The 18,224-nt window shown below is 64.7% G+C and carries 17 protein-coding genes; 1 reads left to right on the top strand and 16 read right to left on the bottom strand.

Annotated elements, in window-relative coordinates:
* Positions 1–2 precede the first annotated feature (2 nt).
* The 5 genes from BW934_RS11135 to recG all read right to left on the bottom strand — a co-directional run bounded on the left by BW934_RS11135 (position 3) and on the right by recG (position 5,649).
* Entirely contained in the window at positions 3–1,157 is a 1,155-nt protein-coding gene (locus BW934_RS11135) for a glycosyltransferase family 4 protein (protein WP_200805750.1), read from the bottom strand.
* A gap of 8 nt (positions 1,158–1,165) precedes the next feature.
* Positions 1,166–2,314 (bottom strand): NAD-dependent epimerase/dehydratase family protein, encoded by a 1,149-nt coding sequence (locus tag BW934_RS11130; RefSeq protein ID WP_076348092.1) that lies wholly within the window; start codon positions 2,312–2,314, stop codon positions 1,166–1,168.
* A 91-nt stretch (positions 2,315–2,405) separates the two neighbouring features.
* Positions 2,406–3,194 (bottom strand): archaetidylserine decarboxylase, encoded by a 789-nt coding sequence (asd, locus tag BW934_RS11125; RefSeq protein WP_076348090.1) that lies wholly within the window; start codon positions 3,192–3,194, stop codon positions 2,406–2,408.
* Between the two features lie 136 nt (positions 3,195–3,330).
* Positions 3,331–3,528, bottom strand: coding sequence for an alpha/beta-type small acid-soluble spore protein (locus tag BW934_RS11120; RefSeq protein ID WP_067851242.1), 198 nt, complete (start codon positions 3,526–3,528; stop codon positions 3,331–3,333).
* A gap of 84 nt (positions 3,529–3,612) precedes the next feature.
* A complete protein-coding gene (gene recG / locus BW934_RS11115) occupies positions 3,613–5,649 on the bottom strand; it encodes an ATP-dependent DNA helicase RecG (RefSeq protein WP_076348088.1) in 2,037 nt (678 codons plus the stop codon).
* 192 nt (positions 5,650–5,841) lie between these two features.
* Between recG and rpmB the strand changes: the two genes are divergently transcribed.
* Positions 5,842–6,033 carry a 50S ribosomal protein L28 gene (rpmB, locus tag BW934_RS11110; RefSeq protein ID WP_076348086.1) on the top strand — a complete coding sequence of 64 codons (192 nt, stop codon included), beginning with the start codon at positions 5,842–5,844 and terminating at the stop codon, positions 6,031–6,033.
* 92 nt (positions 6,034–6,125) lie between these two features.
* On the opposite strand, the gene spoVM is transcribed toward rpmB, so the two are convergent.
* The 11 genes from spoVM to coaBC all read right to left on the bottom strand — a co-directional run bounded on the left by spoVM (position 6,126) and on the right by coaBC (position 18,165).
* Positions 6,126–6,209: a stage V sporulation protein SpoVM gene (gene spoVM / locus BW934_RS14855; RefSeq protein ID WP_035469379.1), complete on the bottom strand. Its 84-nt coding sequence runs from the start codon at positions 6,207–6,209 to the stop codon at positions 6,126–6,128.
* 155 nt (positions 6,210–6,364) lie between these two features.
* The gene (gene rpe, locus BW934_RS11100; RefSeq protein WP_076348154.1) at positions 6,365–7,018 is read right to left on the bottom strand and encodes a ribulose-phosphate 3-epimerase; all 654 of its coding nucleotides are present in this window, start codon (positions 7,016–7,018) and stop codon (positions 6,365–6,367) included.
* Between the two features lie 8 nt (positions 7,019–7,026).
* The gene (gene rsgA, locus BW934_RS11095; RefSeq protein WP_076348084.1) at positions 7,027–7,902 is read right to left on the bottom strand and encodes a ribosome small subunit-dependent GTPase A; all 876 of its coding nucleotides are present in this window, start codon (positions 7,900–7,902) and stop codon (positions 7,027–7,029) included.
* 11 nt (positions 7,903–7,913) lie between these two features.
* Positions 7,914–9,842, bottom strand: a complete 1,929-nt coding sequence (gene pknB, locus BW934_RS11090) for a Stk1 family PASTA domain-containing Ser/Thr kinase (RefSeq protein WP_076348082.1) — start codon at positions 9,840–9,842, stop codon at positions 7,914–7,916.
* Entirely contained in the window at positions 9,839–10,600 is a 762-nt protein-coding gene (locus BW934_RS11085; protein ID WP_076348080.1) for a Stp1/IreP family PP2C-type Ser/Thr phosphatase, read from the bottom strand. Before BW934_RS11085 ends, pknB begins: the two co-directional genes overlap by 4 nt.
* Positions 10,601–10,649: 49 nt before the next feature.
* On the bottom strand, positions 10,650–11,696 hold the full coding sequence (gene rlmN, locus BW934_RS11080; protein WP_076348078.1) for a dual-specificity RNA methyltransferase RlmN: 1,047 nt from the start codon (positions 11,694–11,696) through the stop codon (positions 10,650–10,652).
* Between the two features lie 27 nt (positions 11,697–11,723).
* A complete protein-coding gene (gene rsmB / locus BW934_RS11075; RefSeq protein WP_076348076.1) occupies positions 11,724–13,076 on the bottom strand; it encodes a 16S rRNA (cytosine(967)-C(5))-methyltransferase RsmB in 1,353 nt (450 codons plus the stop codon).
* Complete coding sequence (gene fmt, locus BW934_RS11070) at positions 13,066–14,010, bottom strand: methionyl-tRNA formyltransferase (RefSeq protein WP_076348074.1); 945 nt, start codon at positions 14,008–14,010, stop codon at positions 13,066–13,068. Before fmt ends, rsmB begins: the two co-directional genes overlap by 11 nt.
* Positions 14,007–14,510, bottom strand: coding sequence for a peptide deformylase (def, locus tag BW934_RS11065; protein WP_076348072.1), 504 nt, complete (start codon positions 14,508–14,510; stop codon positions 14,007–14,009). Before def ends, fmt begins: the two co-directional genes overlap by 4 nt.
* Positions 14,511–14,533: 23 nt before the next feature.
* Complete coding sequence (priA, locus tag BW934_RS11060; protein WP_076348070.1) at positions 14,534–16,951, bottom strand: replication restart helicase PriA; 2,418 nt, start codon at positions 16,949–16,951, stop codon at positions 14,534–14,536.
* Entirely contained in the window at positions 16,948–18,165 is a 1,218-nt protein-coding gene (gene coaBC / locus BW934_RS11055) for a bifunctional phosphopantothenoylcysteine decarboxylase/phosphopantothenate--cysteine ligase CoaBC (RefSeq protein ID WP_076348068.1), read from the bottom strand. The genes priA and coaBC overlap by 4 nt, the downstream gene beginning before the upstream one ends.
* Positions 18,166–18,224 lie beyond the last annotated feature (59 nt).

Raw genomic sequence — 18,224 nt, 5'->3', positions numbered from 1 at the left:
CGTCAGCGGGTTCCCCCGGTGACGGCGCCTGCGACGACGCTGAACGACTGCAGCACGCGCTCATAGTGACCGAGCAGCTGCTTGCTCGGCCCCTCCCAGTCGAGCTGCTGAGCAATGGCCAGGCCGCGCGCCCTGACCGCTTCTCGCCGCGCTTCATCCCGCATGACCAAGTCGACCGTCTCGATGAGAGACTCGGTCGAATCGGGGTCGAAGATGAAGCCGGCGCGACCGTCCTCGAGAACCTCGCGGGTCGGCGGGCTATCGGCGGCCACGATGGGCAGGCCGGCGGCCATCGCCTCAAAAAGGACGAGCCCGAGCGTCTCGGTCGTCGAGGGAAAGAGAAACGCGTCTGCCGCGCGGTAGGCGCGCGCGAGTTCCTCGCCGTGCAGATACCCCGTGAAATGCGTACAAGTGCCCGCAAAGACGCGCTCGAGTTCGGGACGATGGGGACCGTCGCCGACAATCGCCAGGTGAAGGTTCGGCATGGCGTCGAGCACGGGACGCATGCGCTCGATGTTCTTCTCCGAAGCCAAGCGCCCGACGTACAGCACGACCCGGTCGCCCGGCTTGGCCTCGGGCGCCAAGCGGCGGCGCATGTCTTCGCTGAACGGGGCGCTCTGGAACAATTGGACGTCGACGCCGCGCTCCCAGAGCGCGAGGTTTTGAAATCCCTGGCGCTCAAGTTCGCGGAGCGTCGCGCGCGACGTGGCGAGGTTCAAATTCGCCCGGTTGTGCAGCGTGCGGAAGTACCACCACAAGACAGGTTCCAGAAACTCGAGCTTGTAGTGGCGCGCGTAGGCCGGCACATTCGTGTGGTACGACGCGACGAGGGGAAGGCGCGACTTCCACGCATAATAAATCCCCCCGATCCCGAGGAACGCGGGATTGACCACGTGGATGAGATCCGGCCGGAACGCCCGCAAATGTTTGCCGATGCGAGGCAACGGCAAGGAGTACCGCTTCTCCGGATACAAGATGAACGGCATGGCTGGGATCCCCACGATGGTTGCGGAAGCGTAGGTTTCCGGCGATCCCGACGGAGCAAACATGATGACCTCGTGACCCTCGCGCTCCAAGTACTTCAACGTCGCGCAGAGCCTCGTGACAATGCCGTCGGTCGACGGAAGGAACGTCTCCGTAAACATCGCGATCCTCATGCTCACCGTTACCTCCAGGTCACTTTCGGGCGGATCACGTCAAAGTCGACGCGATCGCGATACCGCGTCGCGGTCTGAATCAGCTCCGAGATGAGCTCGTCCGACAAGTAGTGCGGCTTGAGCCCGAGGTCCAGAAGCTTCGTGTGCACCGCGTTGTAATAGTGCTCTTCCTTCTCGACGCGCGGATTCGGCAGGTGTTCGATGTGCGCATCCAACCCCATCTCGCGCGCCACCTTTTGCACGCGCTCGGCCAGCTGAAGCACGGAAAACTGTTCCGTGAACTGATTGAACACGCGGAACTCCCCGCGGTCCGCCGGATGGAGCGCGGCAAGCTCGATGCACTGAAGCGTGTCGCGAATGTCGAGGAACGCACGCGTCTGTCCGCCCTTGCCGTACACCGTGAGCGGATGGCCGACGGCCGCCTGCACGCAGAACCGGTTGAGCGCCGTTCCAAACACGCCGTCGTAGTCCACGCGATTGTACAGCCGTTCATCGCGGCGCGTCTCGTCCGTCCAAAGCCCGTACACCACGCCTTGGTTCAGGTCGGTCGCCCGAATTCCCCATGCCTTGCACGTGAACATGATGTTGTGGCTGTCGTGCACCTTGGACAGGTGGTAGAACGAAAAGGGCTGCTTGGGATACGGCAGAACATCCTCGCGACCCTTGTGTTGAATGCGAATGTACCCCTCTTCGATGTCGATGTTGGGGGTTCCGTACTCACCCATGGTTCCCAATTTGATGAGGTGACAATCGGGAACCGTCTCCTTGATAGCAAACAGCACATTCAGCGTGCCTACGACATTGTTGACTTGCGTAAAGACCGCATGTTCCCGGTCGATCATCGAGTACGGGGCGGAGCGCTGCTCGGCAAAGTGCACGAACGCTTCAGGCTCGAACTCCTCAAACACATGGCGCACGAAGTCGTAGTCCTGAAGATCTCCGTAGTAAAGCCGAATCTCTTTCCCTGAAATTTCTTTCCACGCCGCAAGGCGCTCCTGAAGGGTGGCGATGGGCGTCAGCGAGTGGATGCCAAGCTCTTTGTCCCACTCGCGGCGAATGCAGTTGTCGACGATGGCCACCTCATGGCCCCGCTCCGAAAAATAGAGCGCGGTCGGCCACCCACAAAACCCGTCACCGCCAGCAATGATGATCTTCACGTTATGTTTTCACCCCAACATTCCGCTAGCGCTACTGACTTCCCTACCAATGTACAAGTTTTCGATCGGCGCAGCAAGTACGAGGATCTTCCTAACCATTACGATCCAAGGATAACATTGCTAGAGTTTGTCCCATGCGCACATGATGACCCACGGCCACCGCCCAATTCAGGTCCCAGGACGGCGGAAACAGGATGAGCACGGTGGAACCGAGTGCAAAGTGGCCAATCTCCTCGCCGCGTTGGAATGCACGCCCAGGAAGTAAGCGAAGCTGGCGACCCGACGACGCCGCGTAACGAAGGCGAATGGTACCCACGCCGCACGCCCCAACCATCACCATGGCGAATGGGCCAAGAGGTGAGGAAAAATACGTGACGACGCGCTCATTCTTCGCGAGCAAGCCCGGGACGGCGCGCGTGGACGCCGGGTTCACGGGAAACAGAGCGCCTGGAATTCGCCACACGCGCACCGGTCTGCACGGCACGGGTGCGTGAATGCGGTGATAGTCGCGCGGGCTCAAATACACCGTGACCACATGTCCGCCAGCAAGCTCTTCGGTGAGCCGAGGGTCCTGCACCAACCGCGCGAGGTCGAACAACGACCCTTTCACGTGCAGCTGGCGATCCTCGGTCAGCCGGCCGATCTCCTGCACCAGTCCGTCCGTTGGAGAGGCAATCCCGCCCTCAATGGGACGTGCACCCTGCCGGAGCTTCCGAGCGAAAAACTCGCCCAGCGTCCGATAGTCAGCCAGATCTCCCGCCACGTCGCAAAGCTCGATGTTGTAGTGGCGAACAAACCAAGGAATGGCGCGGCGGCTCAGTTCGGAATCGGCAAAACGGCGCAGGCAAAACGTGTACGCTCGTTTCGGCAGGGCGTACAAGGCCGCTCTTGTTATACAAATATGCCATCCCGCCTCTCACATGCATTGCACGGTCCAGGTCCATTATAGTGCGCGGCGAGCCGTTTCATCACGCAACGAGGGTTGGCCGCAGCCAACCCTCGTCGTCTTGGTGCGATTAGTGACCCGCGAGCTGTTGCTCAGCGTACGCCACCAAGCGCTTCGTGATTTCGCCGCCCACAGAACCGTTCTGGCGAGCGGTCGTGTCGGGGCCCAGCTGGACGCCGAACTCCGTCGCGATCTCGTACTTCATCTGATCCAGCGCGCGGTTGGCACCCTGCACGAGCACCTTGTTGCTGCTGTTCTGGTTTGCCATCACCCTTCACCTCCCCCTGGTGTACCGTAGTATGTTCGGGGGAGGTGGAATTATAGATGTCACTTCCATCCACACATGGGCGCATCAATCTGGATACGAAACCTTGTCCATCGCTTCCTTCAAGGCGCGCCTGAGGCCCTCGGCCCAAGGGGCATACCAAAAATCGTCGCGCTGAACGAGCTGGAGCGCTTCCTGGCGCGCAACCTCCATGATGCGATAATCGCGGGCGAGATCGCCGAGCGCGAATTCCGGCAGGCCGCTCTGCCGCAGGCCGAACAATTCGCCCGGGCCGCGCAGCTCGAGGTCCCGCTCGGCGATTTGAAAGCCGTCGTGCGTCTGGAGCATCGTCTCGATGCGAGCCCGCGCGGCCTCCGATGACGCGTCGTGGATGAGGAGGCAATAGCTTGGGTGCGGTCCCCGCCCCACGCGTCCGCGCAGCTGGTGCAGCTGCGCCAACCCGAAGCGCTCTGCGCCGTAGATGGCGATCACGGTCGCGTTGGGCACGTCGATGCCGACCTCGATGACCGTGGTGGCGACAAGCGCCTGAATCTCGCCATCGCGAAAGGCCCGCATGAGCCGCTCCTTCTCAGCGCCCGGCATGCGCCCGTGCAACAGCTCCACGCGAAAACCGGCCAAATGCTCCCGCACCCGATCGTACACATCCTGTACGGACGCCACGTCCTCCCGGTCGGAGCTCTCGATGGCTGGCGCCACCACGTACGCCTGGCGGCCGCGCGCGAGCTCCTTTCGGATGAGGCGCAGCGCTTGCTCGTCGTCTTGTGCCCGGATGGCGACGGTCTCGATGGGCATGCGCCCTTTCGGCATCTCGTTCAAGACCGACACATCCATATCCCCGTACACGGCGAGCGCGAGCGTGCGAGGAATCGGGGTGGCCGAGAGCATCAACACGTCCGGTGTGCGGCCCTTTTCGCGGAGCCTGGCGCGCTGGGCCACGCCGAATCGGTGCTGTTCATCGGTCACGAGCAGCGCGAGGTCGCGAAACGTCACGCCCTCCGACAGCAGGGCGTGCGTGCCGACTGCGAGCGACACCTCGCCCGAGGCAAGGGCCGACAAAATCCGGTCGCGATCGCGTCCAGAGACGTTGCCGGTCAACAACGCGACCTGCATCCCGGCGGGCGCGAGCAGCTGTTGCGCGAGCCGCGCATGCTGTTCCGCCAGAATCTCGGTGGGCGCCATCAGGGCGGACTGCCCGCCTGCGAGGTGCGCGGCGTAACACGCGAAGAGGGCCACCCACGTCTTGCCCGAGCCCACGTCGCCCTGGACGAGGCGCATCATGGGCACCGGCCGCTCGAGGTCCCGCAGGATGTCCTCACAGGCGCGCCGCTGCGCCCCCGTCATGGGCCCTGGCAGAAGTTTTTCAAAGGCCTCTAGCGCGCCTGGCGGGACCCGCTGCACCCGCCCCGTTGGCTTCGGCCGCTCGGCGCGCAGCCATTGGAGCTGAATCTGGAACAGGAGAAACTCTTCAAAGACCAGCCTCCGACGCGCCTGACGGATGTCCTCAGAGGAGCTCGGCCGGTGCATGCCGAAGAGGGCGTCGCGGTGGCTCCAGAGCCGGTACTTGCGCACGAGCCCATACGGGAGGGATTCCTCCACTTGATCCCCGTATTGGTCGAGCGCCCTCAGGATGAGCTGATGGATGGCCTTTGTGGAGATGTCCTTATTTGCACGATACACCGGCACAAGCGTCGGCACTCGGGCCGCCACGTCAAACGACGTTTCGCTGACGACCAGCCTGCGCAGGGTCTCGTTCCAACGGCCTGTGACGACGACGAGGCGCCCGTCAGACAGCTTCTGCCGCAAATAGTGCTGCGAAAACCAGAGGCAGACGACGGGGTGCTGCCCATCGACGCGGACGCGCGCGGTCATGATGGATTTGGACCCGCGCCATCGGACTTGCACAGGCCCTTCGATCACGGCGCGGGCCGTGACGCGATCGCCATCGTGCCAATCGGAAAACGGCTTCTCCGCGCGCTCGTCGTAGCGAAACGGATAGGTGTGCAGCAAATCGTCGACGGTTCGAATGCCGAGCGCCGCGAGCGCCCGCTCCTTTTGCGGGCCCACCCCCGGCAGTTCGCGCACGGACAGCGAATTCAGCGACAATGCGCTGCCCTCCCCGCATAGGCGCCGGCGTGATGCGGCGCGATTCGGCACCATTGTACTATATCTGGGAGGGGACAGGGAGGGCGGTTGCGGGAATCTTGCGGAATGTGCTAAGCTAGGCGAGGTTCGTCACGCTGAACGCTGTGCGTGAGACTTCCTTTCCATACAAACGAGGGACAAGGAGGTGCTCGAATGGCTCGCCGTTGTGAAGTATGCGGCCGCGGCCCGCAAGTCGGGAACAAGATCAGCCACTCCCACATTCTCACGAAGCGCCGCTGGCTCCCGAATCTCCAGACTGTGCGCGCGGAAGTCAACGGCTCCGTCAAGCGCATCCGCGTTTGCACTCGCTGCCTCAAGGCAGGCAAGGTGAAGCGCGCCATCTGACAAGAAAAAAGCACCTTTCGGTGCTTTTTTCTTTGTATGGATGGGGTTCCTCATGAGTGCTTTTGATCCGCTTGCCTCTCTCGTCCTTCGCCTTACTCGTCCTTCGTAAACGTGCTGAGCACAGCCTTGACGATACCACCCAAAAAACGCGGCAATTTGATGGTATAGACCTTCACGACCTCTACCCCCCTCGACCAACCTGCGCGCCATTGTCGGAGCGGTGTCTGACCCGCCGCAAGTCCCGCTCTGCCTCGAGGGCATAGGCGTCTGTCGCTAGCTATGTATATGCGCCGTTTGTCGGAATGTGCCAGGACGAGCTCGGAAATCTGCGTCACACGCCAAGCGCCGCGCGCAGGGCCGCGATGGCATCCGCCCGGTTGGGCTCATCAAACACGGCCGACCCCGCGACAAACACGTCCGCGCCCGCGTCGCGCGCCTGGCGGATGGTCCCCACATGAATGCCGCCGTCCACCTCTACATGCACATCGGGGCGCCCCGCATCGTCCAACATGCGCCGAACCTCGGCCACCTTGGCCAGCGTGCTCGGCACGAGCGCCTGTCCGCCAAAGCCGGGGTTGACGGTCATGACCAGGACGAGATCGACGTCGCCGAGCAAATACGACAACCCGTCCGGAGACGTGCTGGGATTCAGCGCCAGCCCGGCCTTGCGCCCGGATTCGCGGATCATCTGGAGCGCGCGGTGCACGTGGGGCGTGGCCTCGTAGTGTACCGTGAGCAGATCGGCGCCCGCGTCGACAAAAGGCCCGATCCACCGCTCGGGGAACTCCACCATGAGATGAACGTCGAACATCGCCTCCACATGGCGGCGAAGCGCCTTGACCACCGGCGGGCCAAGCGTCAGATTAGGCACGAAGTGGCCATCCATCACGTCGATGTGAATCCAGTCGCACCCAGCGCGAAGGACTTCGTCGACCTCGCTCTTGAGATTGGCAAAGTCCGACGACAGAATCGAGGGAGCAATGATCGGCGTCCTCAATATGCATTCAACTCCTGTTCACGCGCTTCCTGATACAACTGTCTGTACGATGCGTAACGGCTTGGTGCGACTCGCCCTTCCTCCGCGGCTCGCCTGACGGCGCATGCCTCCTCGTCGAGGTGAAGGCAATCGCGATACGCGCATGCATCCGCCCACGCTCGAAATTCGGGAAAGTGATGTTTCACGTCCCTCGACGCGACGGGCACCTGAAGCTGACTGAAACCGGGTGCATCCGCCATCCAGGTGTCGTCGTCAAGCCGGACCAATTCCACGTGCCGGGTGGTCTGCCGACCTCGGCCGATTTTCCCACTGACCTCGCCCGTCTTAAATGCCATTCCCGGCGCCAAGGCGCTTGCGAGCGTCGACTTGCCCGCGCCGGAGGGGCCCGCGAGCACGGTCACGCGCCCCTGCAACCGCGCGCGGATCTCGGCCACCCCCAGGGCTTGCTTCGCGGCGACGGCCATCGCCGTGTAACCGGCGCGCCGATACAGGTCGCAGATCGCGCGCACGTTTTCGGGCGAGGCGAGGTCCGCCTTCGTGAACGCGATGGTCGGTTCCACGCGCGCCACGCTCGCCAGCAACAGGATTTTGTCGAGCATGTACAGGTTCAGATCCGGCGTGACGAAGGAACAGGCGATCACGACGTGATCGACGTTGGCGATGGGCGGGCGGATGAGTTCCGTGCGCCGCTCGAGCACCTCGCGGATGACGCCCTCCTGGGTTCCCGTGGGCTCGTAGCGGACGAAGTCCCCGACGAGCACCGTCGTGCCCTTGACCTTGAACACGCCGCGCGCCCGGCATCGGACGACGTTCCCGTCGTCGAAGACGTCAAAAAACCCGCTGATGGCGCGTATCACTCGCCCTTCTCTCACCGCGCTCCCCCTCAATGCCCCTTGCGCTTCTGGTGCCCGGGCGGGCCCCCGGCAGGCGGCTGGGGTGGCTGAGGCACAGCTCCAGCCGTGGGCTGCGTGCTGTTGTTCGCCCCGCCGACCGTGTTCCCCACAGCGTTCGTGCCGTTCCCCGCGTTGTCGCCCTGGGACGCGTTGTTCGAGCCGGTGGTTGCGTTCCCCGTGCTGTTGCCCGTCTCGTTCGACGGCGCAACGGACGCCGGGTTCGGCACCACGTATAGGTTGATGGTCGATCCCGCCGGCACGCGGTCCCCCTGAATGTAAGGATAGACGTACGATACGAGCGGATTTTGGTTGACGAGATCGCTCGGCGTCACGGTGCCCAAGGTGAGTCCGGCCGCTTGGATGGCCGCCTCCGCCTGCTGCAGCGTCAAGCCCACGAGCTTCGGCACGGTGACATACTGCTGTTGGCTCACGGTCAGGGTGATCTTCGCCGTGATGGGGACCTGCGTCCCAGGAGACGGATCGCTTGAGATGACATCGCCCGACGGCACCGAGTCGCTCGTCTCGGTCTGCACCACAATGTTGTTCGCGGAGAAGCCCGCGCTGACCAGGGCCTGCTTCGCCTGGTCCAGAGGTTCGTTGGTGACGTCTGGCACCGCCACTTTCGGTGCGCCCTGGCTGACGTACAGCGTGATGTCCCGCGTCTTTTTCACCTGGGTGTTTCCTGCGGGAGACTGCTGATACACGATTCCCGATGCCGCCTTGAGATTGGGCTCAAACTTCTCCTGAATCTGCTGCCGGGAGAAGCCCGCGGCCTCGAGCGTCGCCACGGCGGACGCGACGGGCTTGCCGACCACGGACGGCAACTCCACATTCGGGACCGTCAACAGTTTCGTGACGATGTCAATGGCAGCGTAGCCCCCAAGGCCAAGGGCCACCACGGACAGGATGACGATGCCCGTGATGAGGCTGACCCTTTTCCAGCGCGCCATGGGAGGCTTGGCTCGCCCCCCATCCTCTTCCGAATCGCCCTCGGTTCCCGCCGATTTCAGCGCCTCGCTCAGCCGATCGCCCATGGCAGGCACGACGATGGTCCGATCATCGACGCCGCCCGAGGGCGTGTACTTCGGCACGTTCGGCCGCTCGAGCGCCCTGTCGAGATCGGCCATGACCGCCGCCATGTCGGGATACCGGCTCTCCGGCTCCTTCGCCAAGCAGCGCAAGACGATGTTTTCCACGCTCTGCGGAATTTCCTTGTTGAGCTGGCGCGGCTCGACAAACGGATCGCGAAGATGTTTGAGCGCAACCGTGACCGGGGACTCTCCCTCAAATGGAAGTTTGCCCGTCAACATCTCGTACATGACGATCCCGAGCGAGTAGATGTCGCTCTTGGCGTCCGTGGGCCCGCCCCGCGCCTGCTCAGGCGAAAAATAGTGAACGGAGCCGAGCACCGTGGTCGCCTGACGGTGCGTGATGGTCTGCCCCGTCGCGGCCCTGGCGATGCCAAAGTCGGCCACTTTCACCTGCCCGGTTTTGGTCAGCAGGATGTTGTGCGGCTTGATATCGCGGTGCACGACATGCAGTTCGTGCGCATGCTGCAGCGCCGAGCAGATTTGCCGGCTGATGCGGATGACTTCCTCGACCCGAAGCGGCGCACGCTCGACGATCACGTCCTTCAGCGTGGGGCCGTCGACATACTCCATGACGATGTACTGCTGGCCGTCCTCCACGCCGACGTCGTAGACGTTGACGATGTTGGGATGAGACAGGCGCGCAGCGGCCTGCGCCTCCTGGCGAAAACGGCGGACGAACTCCTCGTCCTCCGCATACTGGGTGCGCAGCATCTTTACGGCCACCGTTCGATCGAGCAGCATATCCGTGGCGCGGTAGACCTCGGCCATGCCGCCTTCCCCAATTTTTTGCTCGAGACGGTAGCGCCCCCCGAGCGCGCGCGCCGTCATGCGCTGGTATCCTCCTCTCGATGCACCGCGACAAGCGCGGTCACGTTGTCCGTCCCGCCCCGTGCAAGCGCGAGCTGCACCATGGCATCCACGGTTTTGGAAACGTCCTCCTGTCCTCGAGCGCCGCGAACCTGCTCCAGAAACGCTCTCAGCTCGTCGTCTTCGACCAGATTCGACAGCCCGTCCGAACACAAGAGCAGAACATCGCCTTCCGCCCACGGCACCTCGGTCACATCGGGCAGGCTTGCGGGCTCGGTGCCAAGCGATCTCGTCACGATGTTGCGCTGTGGATGATGCCTGGCCTCGGCGGCCGACAGGTGCCCTCTCCGGACCAGTTCCGCCACGAGGCTGTGGTCCTCGGTGATTTGGCGAAACTCACCGCCGATGAGCCCATAGGCGCGGCTGTCGCCCACATGAGCCACGACCATCCTGTCCGCGAGTGCGAGCGCGCACACGATGGTCGTCCCCATGCCGGTGTATTCGGGCACTGCGGACGCCTGACGATAGATTTCTGCATTCGCGTCCGCAATGGCCAAGTACACCACGTCGCGCGGATCCGCCTCGTCGTGCAGGTGGCGCTCCACGTAGGCGCTCACCCGCTCGACGGCAATGCGGCTCGCCACGTCTCCAGCCTGGGGCCCGCCCATTCCGTCCGCCACCACGAACAGCACGCCCACAGGCAATCCGTCGACCACGGCGAATCCGTCTTGATTCATGCTGCGCACCAGTCCGATATGCGACTTGGCCGCGTAAATCATCTCAACACCTCGACTCCCGAACCGAGCTTCATCGAGCGGTTTCATCACCTCAGGCTTGCCGGTTCGCGTACTGGGCGCGAAGCTGCCCACACGCCGCCGCGATATCGTGCCCCATCTCGCGGCGGATGGTCGCGTTCACACCCGCGTCCAACAGCGCCCGCCAAAAGGCGTAAATCTGCTTTTTGTCCGTACGCCGGTATCCACGCTCCGGGACGTAGTTCACCGGGATCAGATTGACGTGGCAGGGCAATCCCTTGACGAGTTCCGCCAGCTCTCTGGCGCATTCGAGGCTGTCGTTCTCGCCAGCCACGAGCGCGTATTCGAACGAGATCCGACGCCCTGTTTTTCGATAGTAATCATGACATGCCTCCATCAACTTGGCAATCGGGTACGCCTTGTTGACCGGCATCATGCGGCCGCGGATGGTGTCGTTGGGGGCGTGCAGGGATACGGCGAGCGTGATGTTTCGCCCCTCCTCGGCCAGGCGGCGGATACCAGGGACCAGGCCCACGGTCGAGATCGTGATGTGGCGCTGCCCGATATTCAAGCCGTGCGGGTCGGTGATGATATCGACAAAGCGCATGACCTGATCGTAGTTGTCCATGGGTTCGCCCGAGCCCATCACCACGACGGAGGATACGCGCTTACCCTCGGCGTCGAGCAGGGATTGGCTGTGCAGCACCTGCTCCACCATCTCGCCTGCCGTCATGTGGCGGATCATACCGCCGAGCGTGGACGCGCAGAACGTGCAGCCCATTTTGCACCCGACCTGCGAGGAAACGCAGACGCTGTTGCCGTACTGATGGCGCATGAGCACGGATTCGACGGTCACGCCGTCGGGCCAGGCCAAGAGGAATTTGGTCGTTGGATCGACTTTCGAGTCCTGCCGCACCGCCTGCCGGGCGGATCGCAGATACGCCACTTCGTTCAACCGCTGGCGGAGCGCCTTGGGCAGATTGGTCATCTCATCGAACGACGTCGCGCGCTTTTGATACATCCACTCGTACAATTGCACAGCGCGAAACGGTCGTTCCCCGAGTTCTCGCTCGACCCACGCGCGCAACTCGCTGAGTGTAAAGTCGTACAGATGGACCATGTTCTCACCCCCCTCGTCCGTCTCGCGTCATGCGCGGCGAAGCCGCGCCATGAAGAAGCCATCCGTCGCGTAGGCGTCGGGCCACAGAAGAAGCCCGGGCCGACAGTCGCCCGAGAGCTCGGGCCACGCGCGAAAGTCCTCTGCAACGTCCTCCACGCGCACGCCTGTGGACGGATCGGACGCCACCCTTTGGACCACCGACTCGTTTTCTTCTTTCAACAGTGTGCACGTCGAATATACAATACAGCCGCCCGGGCGCACGATTTCACATGCGTGCCGCAGAAGCTCGTACTGCAGCTCCGCGAGCGCGCGCACGTCATCCGGGCGCCGGCGATACCGGAGATCCGGGCGCCGGCGCATGACGCCAAGTCCGGTGCAGGGCGCATCCACGAGCACCGCATCGTACGGGGCCGAAGGCTTGACCTGCCGCCCATCGCCGAGCTTCGGGCGCACGATCGCCAACCCGAGCCGCTCGGCCTGGCGTCGGATGGCGCCGACTTTGGCCATCGTCACGTCGTAGGCGTCGATCTCGCCGCGATCGCCCATCAGCTCCGCGACATGCGTCGTCTTGCCGCCTGGAGCTGCGCACAAGTCGGCCACGCGCATGCCGGGTTCCGCGCGCAGGAGGGGCGCCACGAGCATGGCGCCCTCGTCCTGGAGCGTCACCCAGCCTTCCCGGTAGGACGGCAGGCGCGTCACGTCGACCTGCCCGGCGATCCTCAACCCGTCCCTGGCGAGGGCCGCGGGCGTTGCGGCGACGCCCTCGCTGGCCAGCCGAGCGGCGACAGCGTCGCGCGATCCGCGCAGCCGGTTGACGCGCAGGGCCATGGGCGCAGGCTCGTTCATGGCGGCGAGCGCCGCGATGACCCGATCCGGCCCGTGATCGTGAACGAGCCGCTCAATGATCCACGCCGGCACGCTGTATTCGACGGACCACCGCTCGACGTCGCGCGCCCGCGCGAGAGAGCGGCGCAGGATGTCCGCCCATTCCGGCGCGCGCTCGGCGTACCTGCGCATGACCGCGTTGACGAACGGCGCGGCTTGCGGCCGATGCGACTTCGCCAACTCCACCGCGTCGTGGGCCACGGCGTACGGAGGCACGCGGCTCAGCCAGGTCATCTGGTAGGCGCTCATGCGGAGAATGACGCGCACTTCGGGGTCCAGCTTCGCCATCGGCCGGCGCAAAAGCGGCGAAAGGAGCCAATCGATGGTCATCTGCCGCCGCAGGGCGCCGTACGCGATTTCCGTGGCCAGGGCGCGATCGCGCTCGTCCAGGCCGGACCCCGCGAGCGCCTCCTGCAATGCGACGTTCAGGTACGCGCCATCTCGCTCCACGCGGATGAGCGCCCGATACGCCCGCTGCCTGCCTTCAGCGATCATCCGTCGCCTTCCTCCTCATGCGCACGCCGTCCTCCCGAAGTCCCCGCCAAAACGCGCCGGCCGGCATCGCGCGGCGGCCGCTCGGCTTCACTTCGGCGATCTCGTACACGCCTTCGCCGCACGAGACCAGGAGCGCGTCGCCGCAAGGCTTCACCTCGCCGGGATCGCCAAACGGCTCTGCGTCGGCTGCACGCCCCGCGAGGACCTTCAGTTCCTCCCCGGTGGTCAGCACCGCCGTCGCGCCCGGCACCGGCGCGAGCGCGCGCACCTGGCGGTCGATCACGTCCGCGCCGCTCGTCCAGTCGATCCACTCGTCCGCGCGCGTCAGCTTGTCCGCGTACGTCACGCCTTCCTCCGGCTGCGGCATGGCCGCAAGCTCGCCCGCGACGTAGCGCGGGAGGTAGCGCTCGCACACCTCGCCCCCGAGCGCCGCCAGTTTGTCGTGAAGCGATCCGGCCGTGTCGTCGGGCTTGATCGCGACAGGCGCCTGCGCAAGGATGGGCCCTGCGTCGAGCTCGCGGACCATCTCCATCAGCGTGATGCCTGTCTCTTCATCGCCGGCCAAAATCGCCCGCTGAATAGGCGCTGCGCCGCGCCAGCGCGGAAGCAGCGACGCATGCACGTTGACCGCGCCCACCTGCGGAAGGCGCAGCCAGCGCTCCGTCAAGATGTTGCCGTACGCCGCCGTGACGATCAGATCGGGCGCAAATCGGCGCGCGTCCTCCCACGCGTCGCGCAGGCGCTCCGGCTGCCACACGGGCAGGCCGAGCTCGAGGGCCCGCGCCTTGACCGCGGGCGGCGCGAGTTTCCGGGCCCGGCCCCGCGGCCGATCCGGCTGCGTGATGACGGCCACCTCGTAGCCCAGGCGGCAGAGCGCCTCCAGGCTCGGCACGGCAAAGTCCGGCGTCCCGAGAAAGAGCGCGCGCACCGTCATCGCGACGACTCTCCGACCGGCTGGCGCTCAATCTCCTCCGGCCGCAGGTAGTCGGTGAACAGGATGCCATCCAGGTGGTCGATCTCGTGCTGCAAGCAACGGGCCAAGAGATCACGGCCTTCCAATTCGAAAAACTCCCCATACCGGTTCTGCGCCCGCACGCGCACGTACGCGGCGCGCTCCACCACGCCCGAAAGCCCCGGCAGGGAAAGGCACGCCTCCCGTTCCCGCTGCACGCCGCTTCGCTCCACGATTTCGGGATTGACCAGCTCGATCCACGCCCGCTTCGCAAAACTGTCTTCCTTCGGCTGCACGTCGATCACGACAAGTCGCTTCAAAATCCCGATCTGATTGGCCGCCAGGCCAATGCCGTCGGCATCGTACATCGTCTCCGCCATGTCGTCGAGGAGGCGGTGAATGGCCGGGGTGAACTGTGTCACCACATGGGCCTTTTGCCGAAGCACAGGGTCTTCTCCTTTGCGAATGATGCGAATGGCCATTGGCTCGTCCCCTCCCTGTTTCATCAGCCGATCCGCTGAGCGTTCACGTCGAGCACCGCCGACCCGCCCAGCCGGTTCATCTTCTCCTTCACCAACCGGTATGCGCGCACCACGTCTTCCTTCACATCCTGCCACGCGGCGTACTTCATCACAACCTGATATCGATAGACGTTGTCAATTCTTCGAATTCCACTCGGCCCGGCCGGCAACACCACGAGCGACCTGGCCGAGGGAGACCGCCCAAGCTCTCGCTCGAATCGGGCCGCGGCGCCTCGCGCCAAGCGCTCCTCCGAGTGAGATGCAAGAAACACCGCGAGCTCGCAGAACGGCGGATAGCGAAAGAACGCGCGGCTCTCCCGCTCCCGCTCGTAAAACAGGCGATAGTCATGCTGTTTCGCCGCTTCTACGGCCCGGTGGCCCGGCTGATACGTCTGAATGAGCGTGATCCCGTCCGTCTCCGCCCGCCCTGCCCGGCCCGCCACCTGCGTCAACAGCTGAAACGCGCGCTCATTGGCGCGATAGTCCGGAAGCGTCAGCATCGCGTCGGCCGCCACCACGCCCACCAGCCGCACGCGCGGGAAGTCGAGGCCCTTCGCGATCATCTGGGTGCCCACGAGGACGTCCGCTTCCCCCGCTTGAAACCGTTCGATGATCGCCTGGAGCGATCCCTTTCTCCTCGTCGTGTCGAGGTCCATGCGCAGCACGCGCATCGACGGCCACGCCCTGCGCAAATGCTCCTCGACCTGCTCCGTGCCGAGGCCGTACGGCATCAGGGCCTCCTCGCCGCAGTCGGGGCAGCGCCTGGCAAGCGGCTCCTCATGGCCACAGTAGTGGCACACCAGGACGTGTCCCTCCGCGCTGCGGTGAACCGTGAGGTGAATGTCGCAGCGCGGGCACTCCATGCTGTGGCCGCACGCCCTGCACAGCGCCGCATGCGCAAACCCCCGCCGGTTCAGAAACAGGATGGCCTGCATGTCGCGCGAGACCGTCGCCTCGAGCTCGGCGGCCAGTCTGCGGCTGAAGATGGATCGGTTTCCCGTCCTAAGCTCCTCCCGCATATCGATAATTTCGATCGGCGGCAGAGGGCGCTGGTTCGCGCGAACCGGAAGCGAGACCAGCTTCGCGCTCCCTTGTTCCACGCGGTACATCGAGCTGAGCGAGGGCGTCGCAGAACCCAGGATGACAAGCGCACCCGCCTGTTTCGCGCGCCACATCGCCACCTCGCGCGCGTCGTAATGCGGCGCATCCTCCTGTTTGTACGACGGCTCGTGTTCTTCGTCGATCACGACGAGCTTCAGCGCCCGCATCGGCGCAAACACCGCCGATCGCGCGCCAATGACCACACTCGCGTCGCCGTCCAAGACCCTGGTCCACTCTTCGCGCCGCTCCCCCAGCGAGAGGCCGGAGTGCAACACCGCGACTTGCCCCCCAAAGCGGCGCTCAAACCGCCGCACGAGCTGCGGCGTCAGCGCGATTTCCGGCACCAGCACGAGCGCCTGACCGCCATCCTCGATGGCCCGCCGGATGAGGTGCATGTACACCTCCGTCTTGCCGCTCCCCGTCACGCCGTGTAGCAGCGCGACGCCGTGACCCTGATCCGCCATCTCGGCCAAGTCCCTCACTGCGCGCGCCTGGTACGGCGTGAGCTCCGGCCAACGTTCGAGTTCCTCCCCGGCCGCCCACCGGTGCGACGCGCGGCGTTCCTCGACGCGCACGAGCCCCGCAGCCACGAGCGGCTGAACGGAAGCCGGCGGGTACAGCCGCTTGTCCCAGGCGACTTCGCCCACATCCGCCAACACTTCCAGGCAGTCGCTCTGTCGCCTCGCCCGGCGCCTGCGGGCCTCCGCCTCACGCCGCAACACGTCCGCCGGCGCCGAGCCGACCAAGTATGCCTGCCGTTTCTCGCCGACCGCCTCGTCCACCCGGATCTCTTCTCGCAGAAACCCTGCCGTCATCCACGCCCTGACCATGCGCTCGTCATGTCGAGATTTCGCCCGAATGTCGCTTAACGCCGGCTCGGCCTCGGCGATGTGTTGAAACAGGGCCAGGCCTCGCACGTCGTCGGGAATCTCGGCGCCCGCAGCCGGGACGAGCACGCTGCGCACGCGCAGCCGGAACGCCCCCGGCAGGATGGCCGAGACCGCCTCGGGCAGCGTGGCGGCGTAACGGTCGCACAGCCACTCCGCCATCCGCATTTGGTCGCTCGTCAGGACAGGGGCGCGATCGACCACGCGCGCGAGGGGGCGCAAATCCGTCGCGCCGGAGGCTTCCCGGAGCGCCCACACGATGCCGGAACGCATGGACGAGCGCATCGGCACCACGACGCGCATGCCCGGCGCCACGTCGACACCGGGCGGCACGGCGTAGCTGAACCGCTTGTCCAAAAACAGCGCTGTCCCATCGACCACGACCTCCGCGACGCGGATGGTCCGAGCGGTCATAAAGGCCGCTCACCGTCCGACACGCGCAACGCCTGGCGCACGCGCGTCAAGATGTGATCCGCCACTCGGTGCTTTTCCATGACGGGGAGCGATTCCAGCGATCCGTCCTTGCCAATGAGCGTGACCTGGTTGGTATCCACTTCAAAGCCCGCGCCCGGCGCGGTCACGTCGTTGACCACGATGAAGTCGAGGTGCTTTTCCACCAACTTTTTGCGCGCGTGGTCCACAGGCGCGTCGGTCTCAGCCGCAAAGCCCACCACCACCTGACCGGGCCGCTTGAGCCGGCTCGCCGCCAGCAAGATGTCAGGCGTTTCGACGAGATCGAGCTGAAGAGGGCCCTGTGACTTTTTCCACTTGTGTTCGTACGTGCGAGCAGGGCGAAAATCAGCGGGCGCGGCGGCCGCGATCAACGCATCGACCTCGGGAAAGAATTCACTCACCGCGTTCAGCATCTGCTCCGTGGAACGCACGTAGACCATCCTGGCGCCCGGTACGGGCTTGAGGTGCGTGGGACCCGACACGAGCGTCACCGAAGCCCCTCGGCGCGCGGCCTGGAGCGCCAATGCGTAGCCCATTTTCCCGCTGGAGCGGTTGGTGAGATAGCGGACGGGATCGATGTCCTCGACCGTGGGCCCCGCCGTGATGAGAATGGAGAGCCCCTCCAAATCGCGGTCTTGGTGCAACACAGCTTCGATCACGTCCGCGATGTCCTCGGGTTCCGGCATGCGCCCGCGACCCGTATAGCCGCAGGCGAGGGGGCCCTCGCCGGGATCCAGGACAAGGGTTCCCCGCCGCCGCAGAATTTCCAGGTTTTCCTGCACAGCCGGATGTTCGAACATGTGCACGTTCATTGCCGGCGCCACCACCGTCGGACACGTCGCGGCGAGCGCGGTCGTGGTGACCATGTCGTCCGCCAGCCCGTGCGCCAACTTCGCGATGAGATTCGCGGTTGCCGGCGCGATGACGTACAGGTGTGCGCGATCCGCCACCGCGATGTGCGCGATCTCCGAAGGATTGGGCTCCGCGAACGTGTCGAAGATGACCGGATGCTTGGTGAGGGCCTGCAGGGTGAGCGGCTGAATGAACCGAGTCGCGTGTTCGGTCATCAGCACCTGCACGTCATAGCCGCGCTTCACGAGAAGTGAACAAAGGTTTGCGGATTTGTAAGCCGCGATGCCTCCTCCCACACCGACGAGGATGGTCTTTTTATCCATACCGCACCCTCCTTTGGCTCCCGCCGTCACGACAAGAGGCAGAACAACGCGGGGTTGTC

Origin of the sequence: Alicyclobacillus vulcanalis, from assembly GCF_900156755.1 — a bacterium.
Classification (GTDB): Bacteria; Bacillota; Bacilli; order Alicyclobacillales; family Alicyclobacillaceae; genus Alicyclobacillus; species Alicyclobacillus vulcanalis.
This window is presented reverse-complemented; position numbering and strand designations above follow the sequence as displayed.

What these genes read in the sequence shown, in the direction of transcription:
- BW934_RS11135 (WP_200805750.1), bottom strand. Translation starts at nt 1,157, where the DNA reads ATGAGGATCGCGATGTTTACGGAGACGTTCCTTCCGTCGACCGACGGC.
- BW934_RS11120 (WP_067851242.1), bottom strand. Translation starts at nt 3,528, where the DNA reads ATGGCAAACCAGAACAGCAGCAACAAGGTGCTCGTGCAGGGTGCCAAC.
- rpmB (WP_076348086.1), top strand. Translation starts at nt 5,842, where the DNA reads ATGGCTCGCCGTTGTGAAGTATGCGGCCGCGGCCCGCAAGTCGGGAAC.
- pknB (WP_076348082.1), bottom strand. Translation starts at nt 9,842, where the DNA reads ATGACGGCGCGCGCGCTCGGGGGGCGCTACCGTCTCGAGCAAAAAATT.
- BW934_RS11085 (WP_076348080.1), bottom strand. Translation starts at nt 10,600, where the DNA reads ATGATTTACGCGGCCAAGTCGCATATCGGACTGGTGCGCAGCATGAAT.
- rlmN (WP_076348078.1), bottom strand. Translation starts at nt 11,696, where the DNA reads ATGGTCCATCTGTACGACTTTACACTCAGCGAGTTGCGCGCGTGGGTC.
- rsmB (WP_076348076.1), bottom strand. Translation starts at nt 13,076, where the DNA reads ATGATCGCTGAAGGCAGGCAGCGGGCGTATCGGGCGCTCATCCGCGTG.
- fmt (WP_076348074.1), bottom strand. Translation starts at nt 14,010, where the DNA reads ATGACGGTGCGCGCGCTCTTTCTCGGGACGCCGGACTTTGCCGTGCCG.
- def (WP_076348072.1), bottom strand. Translation starts at nt 14,510, where the DNA reads ATGGCCATTCGCATCATTCGCAAAGGAGAAGACCCTGTGCTTCGGCAA.
- priA (WP_076348070.1), bottom strand. Translation starts at nt 16,951, where the DNA reads ATGACCGCTCGGACCATCCGCGTCGCGGAGGTCGTGGTCGATGGGACA.
- coaBC (WP_076348068.1), bottom strand. Translation starts at nt 18,165, where the DNA reads ATGGATAAAAAGACCATCCTCGTCGGTGTGGGAGGAGGCATCGCGGCT.